Source organism: Cupriavidus sp., from assembly GCF_057315035.1.
Window position 1 is genome coordinate 40,378 of sequence record NZ_DBHKYV010000054.1, and the last position, 9,103, is coordinate 49,480.

The window sequence follows — 9,103 nt, forward strand, 5'->3', positions numbered from 1 at the left end:
GTCATGGGTACCGATCATATCGACACGCTTGTTATCGGCGGAGGCGTGGTGGGCTTGTCCGTGGCATATGGGCTCGCCCGCAGCGGAGACGCGGTGTGTGTGCTCGACGGCAGTGATGACGCCTTTCGTGCATCGCGAGGCAATTTTGGTCTGGTCTGGGTTCAGAACAAGGGGATCACGCGTCCCGCCTATGCACGTTGGACCATGCAGGCGGCGCGGGCGTGGCGATCACTCGCCACGGAACTGCAAGACCTAACCGGAATCGATGTCGAACTACAGCAGCCAGGCGGCATAAGCATGAGCTTCGATGAGAAGCAGCTTGCCGAGTCCGCCGGCAAGCTCGCCGCATTGGGCGCGCAACTCGGCATCAACTATCCATACGAAGTCCTCGATCAAGCAGGCTTGCGCCGGCTGATCCCGGAGGCCGGACCGGACGTGGTGGGTGCAATCTACTGCGAGCTCGACGGTCATGTCAGCCCGTTGCGTACGTTGCGGGCGTTGGTTCAGGGCTACCGGGCTCTTGGCGGCCAGCTGGTCACCGGTGTGACAGTCGAGAAAATCGAGTGGCGTGGTGGGGAGTTTCGAGTAGTGGCTGGCGACCGTACGTTCTTGGCGTCGCGCGTGGTACTCGCCGCAGGGCTGGCGAACCGGGAACTGGCTCCCCAGGTGGGACTCAGCGCGCCGGTGAGGCCGGTACGAGGCCAACTGCTGGTTAGCGAACGGGTCTCACCCTTTCTGCGCTATCCGTGCCATTACGTGCGGCAAACGGGTGAGGGCGTAGTGCAGATCGGCGATTCGAAGGAAGAAGTCGGGATGGACGATGGCACCACGTTGCCGGAGCTGGCCCGGATTGCGGCGCGCGCGGTGCGCAGCTTCCCGATGCTGGCCAATGTCAACCTGGTTCGTACCTGGGGCGCGCTGCGCGTCATGACGCCAGATGGCTATCCGATCTATGACGAGTCCATCGAATGCCCGGGGGCTTTCGTCGTGACCTGCCACAGCGGCATCACGCTGGCACCGGCACATGCCGGGCCCCTCGCGGAATGGATACGTACCGGCACCGAACCGGTTCAAGTTCGGGATTTCAAGGCAAGGCGTTTCGATGTTCAAGTCAATCAAGCTAGCGCCCACTGAGCTGCAAGCGACGGTAGTCATCTACGTGGAAGGGCAAGAGGTATATGCACGCGTGGGGCAGACGCTGGCGACGGCATTGCTTGCTGCAGGCGTCGTACCGTTCCGGAAGACGGCAGTATCCGGAGCACCACGCGCTCCGCTATGCCTGATGGGCGCATGTTTCGACTGCGTAGTGGAGGTGGACGGCGCCCAGAACGTGCAGTCCTGCATGGCCGAGGTACGTGAAGGGATGCAAGTGAGACTACCGTCAGGCGCACGGCGCGTGGAGACGGCAGCATGAACAACGTCCACTCGATCGATCAGAAGCGTAGCAACGAGGCGTTCACCCATGACCTCGTCATTGTTGGTAGCGGTCCCGCGGGGATGTCTGCGGCGGTAGTCGCTGCAGAGTATGGCCTGCGGGTTGTGGTGCTCGATGAACAGCCTCGCGCCGGAGGCCAGATATATCGGAATGTCACGGTAGCGCCCCGCACGGTAAAGGCGTTGCTCGGTCCGGACTATCGCCACGGTGAGGCCTTGGCGGAGCGCTTTGCAAAGTCCGGTGCGGAAGCACGCCATGGCACCCTGGTCTGGGATGTGGCGCACGACCTGACGGTTACCGCGCAGCAGTCAGGACAGTCGTTCAGCGTACGCGCACCCCAGTTGCTGGTTGCTACGGGAGCAATGGAACGGCCCTCGCCTATACCCGGATGGACGCTGCCTGGCGTACTGAATGCTGGCGCGGCGCAGATTGCTATCAAGACGGCATCGCAAGTGCCTGACGGTAAGGTTGTGCTGGTGGGAAGCGGCCCGTTGCTGCTCTTGGTGGCCTGCCAGCTGCTGGATGGCGGGGCAGCGATTGCCGGCATCGTCGAGACCAGCCCAGCTGAAAACCGGCATCGCGCATTGAAGCATCTGGCGAGCGCTGCTACATGTCCGAAAATTCTCGGCAAGGGTTTGCGGATGCTGTGGAAACTGCGCCGTGCGGGCGTGCGGATGGCCAGGCATGCGAAGGATGTGCGCATCGAAGCCACAGAAAACGGTCAACGTGCGCGAGCGGTGTCGTTCGTCGAAGGTGGCAGGGCGCAACACATCGATGCCGATGTTGTCTTGCTGCATCACGGCGTGGTGCCCAATACGCAGATAAGCAGACTCTTGCGCGTGGACCACACATGGAGCGACGAGCAACTGGCGTGGCATCCAACTGTTGACGTATGGGGCGAGACGTCGCTGCCGGGCCTTCGAATGGCCGGCGACGGCGCGGCAATCTCGGGCGCCTTGGCTGCGGAAGCCAGTGGCGCTATCGCGGCGATAGGGGCTGCGGTGGCAATCGGCAAACTGGATGTGGAAGAGGGCGAAAAGCTCGCGAAGTCCTGGCGGCATGCGCTACGGCATCAACAGCGCGTTCGCCCATTCCTCGATGCACTCTATCGACCTCCGGAATGGCTTATCGAGTGTCCCGACGAGACGATTGTCTGCCGCTGCGAGGAAGTCACCGCGGGACGTGTGCGTGAAATGGTGAAGTTGGGCTGTGAAGGGCCAAACCAGACCAAGTTCTTTAGTCGCTGCGGTATGGGCCCGTGCCAGGGCCGCATGTGCGGCATCACGGTGACCCAGATACTCGCGAACACCCAACACCGTACGCCGGATGAGGTCGGCGCCTATCGCATTCGTGCGCCGATCAAACCGATAAGTCTCGGCTCGCTTGCGGCTCTTGCGAGTGCTCCCAATCAACCATCACAGAAGGTACACAAGTCGTGACAGCAATTCATAGGCACCATACCAATTCCCGCCTGAGCAAGATCGTTCGTCATGGCGGACTGGTATATCTGTGCGGGCAAACTGCCAAGGGAAGTCCGTCGGCCACCGGCGATATCGCCGCGCAAACAAGTGAGGTCCTGTCACGCGTGCACGCGCTGCTTGCCGAAGCGGGAAGCAGTCCTGGCCGGCTTCTCTCTGCAACAGTCTATTTGCGCGACATCAGCGATTTTCCGCAGATGAACGCTGTATGGGAGGGGTGGCTAGCCGACCACCATGCGGAGGCGCCTGTCCGCACCACTGTCGAGGCAGCACTGGCCACGGATGGGCTACGCGTGGAAATAACTGTGGTGGCGGCCGAGGGCCCGGACAGCCTGGCATAACACGACCGGAACCAGGCACTACCTAACCCGTCGCTTCAACTCCACATTGACCAGACCTTTGCCAATGGCGCCGGACGCTGCGGCCTTGAGCAGTTTCCGGAAGGTCGGGCATTCGGCATGGCTTGGCGCTGGGCAAGCCGCTGCATGCCGCAGCCCGTGGCTCATCGCCCGCAGCCGCTTGATCAGCGCGTCGATCTCGTCAGCCTTGTCCAGCAGCATCTGCCGGTCGATGTTCGGCTGCCCGTTAGACGAGAACATCGACCGGATCTCATCAAGCGAAAGCCCCGCCGCCTGACCCAGTGAGATCAACGCCAGTTGATCCACCACGTTGTCGGCAAACCGGCGCCGGGTGCCCTGTGGGTTCAGTGATGCGATCAGCCCCATCTTCTCGTAGTAGCGTAGTGTCGACGCAGGCACGCCCGTGCTTTTGGCGACTTCGGCAATATCCATCAGAGCACCCTTGACTTGAAGTTGACTTCAACTTCTATAGTGGGCACATCGCTACCGCAAGTCAAATGCCGCATAGGCAGCCGCTCCCGCGTCCTTATTCCAATTGGATGTTGGCGTGCTTGACGACCTCGGCCCAGCGCCGCGTGTCGTCGGCTATCACCTTGTCAAGGTTCTGCGCGTTGCCATAGAACGGTTGCGCGCCTTGCGCGTTCAACTGCCTGACCATGGCGGGGTCCGTGGCGATGGACCTGACTGTGTCCTGCAGTTTCCTGATGACCTCCGGGTTGGTACCGGCGGGCGCCATCAGCGCTGACCACGACTCGGTCTCAGCATCCTTGATGCCAAGTTCCGCGAAGGTCGGCACGTCGGGGATCGCTGGGTTCCTTTGTCGACTGGCGACACCAAGCAGCTTGACCTTCCCCGATTTCACATAGGGCTGCAGCCCGGGAAGATTGGCAAAGAGAACCTGGATCTGTCCGGCAAGCAGATCGGTGGTGGCCGGCCCGGCGCCCTTGTATGGCACATGGGTAAATTTGATGCCGGTGCGCAGCATGAACAGCTCGCCAATCATATGGTTGACGGATCCCTGGCCCGCCGATCCCATATTGAGCTTGCCCGGATTCGCCTTCGCATACTGGATCAGTTCGGCGATGTTCTTCGCCGGGGTATTGGCGGAGACCGCCAGCACATTGGGCACCGTGGCAAACAGTGCGATTGGCGTGAAATCCTTCGATGGCGAGAAACTCAGGCTGCGGGATATCAGCGGTTGAATGACCTGACTGCCCATCGTCGCGTACAGCAATGTGTAGCCGTCGGCGCGGGCCTTGGCGACGAATCCCGCCCCAATGGCGCCACCGGCGCCGGGCTTGTTGTCCACGACTACAGGTTGACCAAGCAACTGCGCCATGCGTGCGCTTAGCAATCGCGCCGTGAGATTGACGGTGCCACCGGGCGCGAAAGGCACAACCAGAGACACGGGTTTGTCGGGATATTCGTGTGCGCTGACGACGGAGCAGCACGCCATGGCCGCGACCAACACGGCGGTGAACTTGAACATGGTCTCCTCCTTTTCGTTGTCAGCTGGCTTGGGCCAAGGCTTGTTGCGCGTGCCCGGTGGCGGCGATTGACCGGGTATGCGCCTCGAGCAACGCAGCCGCGTCGCGGATACGGCTCTCAGTGGTTTGCAGGGTTTCCGAACGCACCTGGAGCGCGGATCGCTGTGCATCGAGCCGTTCGCGTACGCTTTGCGGGGCAGGCGCGCCGTACGACTGGCGTCCATTGACATTGCAGATCGGATCCAGGCATTTTGCAACGTCGTCGGCTGGCAGGTTGGCCCGGCGTCCGACTTGCTGTTCTGTCGCGTCGTCGATCATGGCGGTCGTGATGGCGATGGCCGGCAAGCCCTCGTCGAGCGCGCGACGTACCACGGCGCCGATGATATGGTGCGCATCGCGGAATGAAAGATCGGCTTGACGTACCAGGAGGTCGGCCAGGTCGGTCACGGCGGAGAAGTCATTGGCCGCGTGCGAGGCCATGCGTTCGCGTTCCGGCTGCACGTCCCGCACAAGCAGCGCCATCAGTTCCAGGCATTTCAGTGCCTCTTCGCAACTCTCCCAGCAGGTACGGGTGCTTTCGCGGCTGCTGTCACCGGAATGCGTGAAGTGCGTGGACTTTACCGTGGTCAACGCGGCGGACGTAAGGCCAATCAGGTGCGCGGTCTTGCCGCGCAGGTATTCGAGCACGACCGGATTCTTCTTCTGCGGCATGATGCTCGACGTGCCGGCGATGCTGTCCGGGAACGTCAGGAAACCGAACTCGGGCGTCGACCAGATATAAAAGTCCTGCACCATGCGGCTGCACGTGATCATCATGATTGAAAGCGCCGCGCTGAGCTCAAGCGCAAAGTCACGCGATGCGACGCTATCCAGCGCGTTGCCAAGCGGTCGGCTAAAGCCCAGCAGGTTACTGGTCAGGGTCCGATCGATCGGAAACGACGTGCCTGCCAGTGCGCAAGCGCCCATTGGGCAGCCGTCGAGCGTTTCCAGAACATGCAGCAGCCGGTCGATGTCGCGGGACCACGCGTCGACCAACGCCGAGAAGTAGTAGCCGTAGGTGATGGGTTGGGCGGCCTGCATATGGGTATAGCCCGGCATGACGTGGCTGGCATAGGCCTCAGCCTGGTCCAGTGCGCCATCGCATAGCGCCACGAGCGCGGTGCAAATCCGCATCACGTAGCCGCGTGCGCGAATGCGGTCATTGGTCGCGCCAATATCGTTGCGGCTGCGGGCCGTATGCAGGCGGCCACCAAGGTTCTGGCCGACCAGCCGGATCAGGTGCGCTTCGTAGTTGAAATAGGCGTCTTCACGCGCCGGATCGAGTTCCACGACTTCGGGGCCGTCTTGCCGGATTTTAAGGAGCGCGTTGGCAAGCGTCGACGTAGTAGTTTCATCGAGAATCTCCTGCTGATCCAGCATCACCAGATGGGCAAGATTAATTTGCGTCAGCACATCGAAATTCTTGTTGAAGAATTCGCGCGTGGTACGGGGTTGAAAAATGTATTGGATGACCTCTTGCGCGGGGGGCTGCTTGAGGCGGCGGCTGACTTTCGATTCCATGATCAAACTCACATTGATAAAACCTGAATCGAGTTTGGTTTCTTGCAACCCATACGTCAAATCATGGACTCGCAGCTTCTTATACAATTCTGATATGGGTTGCTGCGGCGTGCAGGTCGATCGGTACGCGTGCCACAATCCGCATCTTTCAGGAGCTGCGCGATGAATTTCAAGGAGATCGAGGCCTTCCGCGCCGTGATGATGTCGCGTTCCATGACCACGGCAGCGGGGCTGCTTCACACCTCCCAGCCCAATATCAGCCGATGGATCGGACTGCTGGAGCACAAGGTGGGCTTCCAGTTGTTCCAACGCGTGGGGACCAAACTGCTCCCGACCGCCGAGGCCGAAGCGTTTTATGCAGACGTTGAACGGGCATTCATGGGGCTGGAATCGCTCGACGAAAGCGCCAACTCGATTCGGCAGCGCGGCACGGGGTTACTGCGCGTGGGGGTGGTCGGTTCGATTGCGGAAAGCGTATTGCCCGATGCCTTGGCGATTTTCCGGCAGCACTTTCCCGATCTCCCGGTGCTGGTGAATACGGGGAGATCGGAAGTCGTCGCCAAATGGACCGCTACCGGGTTCTGCGATATCGGCTTCTGCTCGGTCCGGACGGATTTGGCGAGCCTGCAGTTTGCGGAAATCAATGTGGCGCGCGGGGTCGGCATCGTGCCGCGTTCGCATCGGCTGGCGAGCAAAACCATCCTGGAACCCGCAGACTTCGCTGGCGAGCACTTTATCTCGCTGCCGGCGGAAAGCGCGAACCGGCGCGAGATCGACAGCCACTTTCCGGCCGGAGTCAGGGTGCTCGCTATCGAGACGCCTTACGCGACCACCATCTGCAAGATGGTCGGAAAAGGTCTTGGGCTGTCGATTGTCAGTCCGATCGTAAGCCGCGCGTTGGGTCTTGCCGCGGTCAGCGAGATCCCTTTCTCGCACGAGGTCATGTTCCGCAGCTTTGCCGTGACATCAGACCATTTTCCACTGAACTTCCTCGCCAGCAGATTCGCGGAATGCGTGCGGCAGGCGTTTGACGGGTTTCATTGATCAGGCCAACGGCGCGCTTGATTGTCGGCGCGTAGGCGCGGTAGCCGCCCTTCAGTAATCCTCGTCAAGTGTCTTTGGCGACGACATGTGTGTAGTCGGCTGTGTCTTCGTCAGACCTGCAAAGACACAGGAATCGCCACTATTCTTCGACAGCTTGCGGGTTTCAGGGCTTGGCATTGAAGTTGCAGAGTGTCTCGTATGGACAGCGCGTGTCGTCGCGCGCTGTCCTTCACGATAACGATCAACTGGAGACATTCAATGCGAACACCCGTACTGCAATTCGGCGCCGCAATCGCATTCGCTGCGTGCTGGCAACAGTCGTTGGCAGCCGAGCCATTCCGCATTGGGGCGCTTGTGGACATGACTGGCGTCTACTCAGGTATTGGCGGTCCTGGCGGGGTAGCCGCCGTCAAGATGGCTGTTCAGGACTTTGGTGGAAAGGTACTGGATCGGCCCATCGAAGTCCTTACTGCGGACTATCAGAGCAAGGTCGACATCGCATCCACGCGCGCCCGTGAGTGGTACGACAGGAACAACGTCGAAATGATCATCGAGTCAACCGACTCGGCATCGGCGTTGGCGCTGCAGAAGCTCGGCGAGAGCAAGAAGAAGGTAACCATCTTCGCGGGATCTGCCACGACGGAGTTGACCGGAAAACAGTGTTCGCCATATGGCGTCCACTACGTCTACAACACGTATGCCCTGGCCAACGGCACGGCGCGGGCCATCCTGGAAGAAGGGAAGAAAGACTGGTTCTTCATCACTGCCGACTATGCGTTTGGCCATTCGCTCGAATCAAATGCCGCGAGCGTGGTCGAGCAGTCGGGCGGCAAGGTTGTAGGAAAGGTTCGCCATCCGCTCTCGGCATCGGACTTCGCCTCGTTCCTGCTGCAGGCCCAGGCGTCCAAGGCCCAGGTCGTGGCGCTGGCGAACGCGGGGCGTGATACCCAGAACGCCGTGCGCCAGGCCGCCGAGTTCGGACTGACTGGCAAGCAAGTGGTCGCGCCCCTGCTGATCTTCGATAGCGACCTGAAGGGTATGGGGCTGAAGGCGGCGCAGGGATTGCAGTTCACGACGGCCTTCTATTGGGACTACAACGACGAGACCCGAGCCTTCGGCAAGAAATTCTTCGCTCAGACCAAGATGATGCCGACGATGGTACAGGCAGGCATGTATTCGGCCGTGACGCATTACTTGAAGGCGGTACAGGCGGTTGGCAGTGCGGACGCCGACAAGGTGATGGCAAAGATGCGTGCCACACCTGTCAACGACTTTTTTGCCAAGGATGGTCGGATCCTGGCCAATGGGCTGATGGCACACGACATGTACTTGGCCGAGGCAAAGAAGCCGGCCGAATCGAAGGGCGAGTGGGATCTGCTCAAGATCCGCAAGGTCATCCCGAAGGACAAGGCCTTCGAGCCTCTGGAAAAGAGCGCCTGTCCGCTCAAGGGCTAAGACGAAATCGTCGTGCACGGCCGCGTCCGGTCGTGCATCGCCCCGTTTTCTTATGCGGTCTGTCCACGCTTGCCCACTTGGCGAGCGAGGGGCACCTTTTTCTCCGGTTTGAGTTTCTAACAGCCATGTCGGACTTCATTCTTCAAACACAGCGACTGTCAAAGTCCTTCAAGGGCTTTACGGCGGTTGACGGTGTGGATCTGCAGGTGCGTCGCGGTTCGATCCACGCATTGATCGGACCGAACGGCGCGGGCAAGACCACCTGCTTCAATCTGCTTACCAAAT

The 9,103-nt window shown here is 60.7% G+C and carries 10 protein-coding genes; 7 read left to right on the top strand and 3 right to left on the bottom strand.

Going from position 1 to position 9,103, the window contains the following annotated elements; genetic code table 11:
- Positions 1 to 3 precede the first annotated feature (3 nt).
- The 4 genes from ACO550_RS36160 to ACO550_RS36175 are packed head-to-tail and all read left to right on the top strand — an operon-like array spanning position 4 to position 3,254.
- Positions 4 to 1,134: an FAD-dependent oxidoreductase gene (locus ACO550_RS36160; RefSeq protein ID WP_315597323.1), complete on the top strand. Its 1,131-nt coding sequence runs from the start codon at positions 4 to 6 to the stop codon at positions 1,132 to 1,134.
- On the top strand, positions 1,103 to 1,414 hold the full coding sequence (locus ACO550_RS36165; protein WP_315597324.1) for a 2Fe-2S iron-sulfur cluster-binding protein: 312 nt from the start codon (positions 1,103 to 1,105) through the stop codon (positions 1,412 to 1,414). The genes ACO550_RS36160 and ACO550_RS36165 overlap by 32 nt, the downstream gene beginning before the upstream one ends.
- Positions 1,411 to 2,874, top strand: a complete 1,464-nt coding sequence (locus ACO550_RS36170) for an NAD(P)/FAD-dependent oxidoreductase (protein WP_315597325.1) — start codon at positions 1,411 to 1,413, stop codon at positions 2,872 to 2,874. The genes ACO550_RS36165 and ACO550_RS36170 overlap by 4 nt, the downstream gene beginning before the upstream one ends.
- The gene (locus ACO550_RS36175) at positions 2,871 to 3,254 is read left to right on the top strand and encodes a Rid family hydrolase (protein ID WP_315597326.1); all 384 of its coding nucleotides are present in this window, start codon (positions 2,871 to 2,873) and stop codon (positions 3,252 to 3,254) included. The genes ACO550_RS36170 and ACO550_RS36175 overlap by 4 nt, the downstream gene beginning before the upstream one ends.
- 18 nt (positions 3,255 to 3,272) lie before the next feature.
- On the opposite strand, the gene ACO550_RS36180 is transcribed toward ACO550_RS36175, so the two are convergent.
- The 3 genes from ACO550_RS36180 to argH all read right to left on the bottom strand — a co-directional run bounded on the left by ACO550_RS36180 (position 3,273) and on the right by argH (position 6,319).
- Positions 3,273 to 3,704, bottom strand: a complete 432-nt coding sequence (locus ACO550_RS36180; RefSeq protein WP_315597327.1) for a MerR family transcriptional regulator — start codon at positions 3,702 to 3,704, stop codon at positions 3,273 to 3,275.
- A 94-nt stretch (positions 3,705 to 3,798) separates the two neighbouring features.
- Positions 3,799 to 4,761: a tripartite tricarboxylate transporter substrate-binding protein gene (locus tag ACO550_RS36185; protein WP_315597328.1), complete on the bottom strand. Its 963-nt coding sequence runs from the start codon at positions 4,759 to 4,761 to the stop codon at positions 3,799 to 3,801.
- A 19-nt stretch (positions 4,762 to 4,780) separates the two neighbouring features.
- Positions 4,781 to 6,319 carry an argininosuccinate lyase gene (gene argH, locus ACO550_RS36190; RefSeq protein WP_315597329.1) on the bottom strand — a complete coding sequence of 513 codons (1,539 nt, stop codon included), beginning with the start codon at positions 6,317 to 6,319 and terminating at the stop codon, positions 4,781 to 4,783.
- 162 nt (positions 6,320 to 6,481) lie between these two features.
- On the opposite strand from argH, the gene ACO550_RS36195 reads away from it, so the two are divergent.
- The 3 genes from ACO550_RS36195 to ACO550_RS36205 all read left to right on the top strand — a co-directional run.
- Positions 6,482 to 7,363, top strand: a complete 882-nt coding sequence (locus ACO550_RS36195) for a LysR substrate-binding domain-containing protein (RefSeq protein ID WP_315597330.1) — start codon at positions 6,482 to 6,484, stop codon at positions 7,361 to 7,363.
- 258 nt (positions 7,364 to 7,621) lie between these two features.
- On the top strand, positions 7,622 to 8,818 hold the full coding sequence (locus ACO550_RS36200; RefSeq protein ID WP_315597331.1) for an ABC transporter substrate-binding protein: 1,197 nt from the start codon (positions 7,622 to 7,624) through the stop codon (positions 8,816 to 8,818).
- A 125-nt stretch (positions 8,819 to 8,943) separates the two neighbouring features.
- A partial coding sequence (locus ACO550_RS36205; RefSeq protein WP_315597333.1) for an ATP-binding cassette domain-containing protein occupies positions 8,944 to 9,103 on the top strand: 160 nt, incomplete at its 3' end.